The organism is Streptomyces actinomycinicus (assembly GCF_016741775.1).
Lineage (GTDB): Bacteria > Actinomycetota > Actinomycetes > Streptomycetales > Streptomycetaceae > Streptomyces > Streptomyces actinomycinicus.
This window is the reverse complement of the sequence record NZ_JAERRK010000087.1, coordinates 1-394: the sequence shown is the minus strand read 5'-3', so window position 1 is coordinate 394 and position 394 is coordinate 1. Positions and strand designations below refer to the sequence as shown.

Here is a 394-nt window from a genome sequence, read left to right as displayed (position 1 = left end):
CCGTCGAAGCCGTTGAGGGCGATGACGAAGGGCAGGCCCGAGTTCTCGAAGTAGTCGACCGCGGGGAAGCAGTCGGCCAGGCGCCGGGTGTCCACGAGTACCACCGCGCCGATCGCGCCGCGTACCAGGTCGTCCCACATGAACCAGAAGCGGTCCTGGCCGGGCGTGCCGAACAGGTACAGGATCAGGTCCTGGTCCAGGGTGATACGGCCGAAGTCCATGGCCACCGTGGTGGTGGTCTTGTCCCCGGTGTGGGTGAGGTCGTCGATGCCGGCCGAAGCGGACGTCATCACGGCCTCTGTGCGCAGCGGGTTGATCTCCGAGACGGCGCCGACGAACGTGGTCTTGCCCACGCCGAAGCCGCCCGCCACCACGATCTTCGCGGAGGTGGTGG

General features: G+C 67.8%; 1 protein-coding gene. It reads right to left on the bottom strand.

Annotated elements, in window-relative coordinates:
• Positions 1-394: GTP-binding protein (locus JK359_RS38615; protein ID WP_201844411.1), on the bottom strand; the 394-nt coding region annotated here is incomplete at both ends.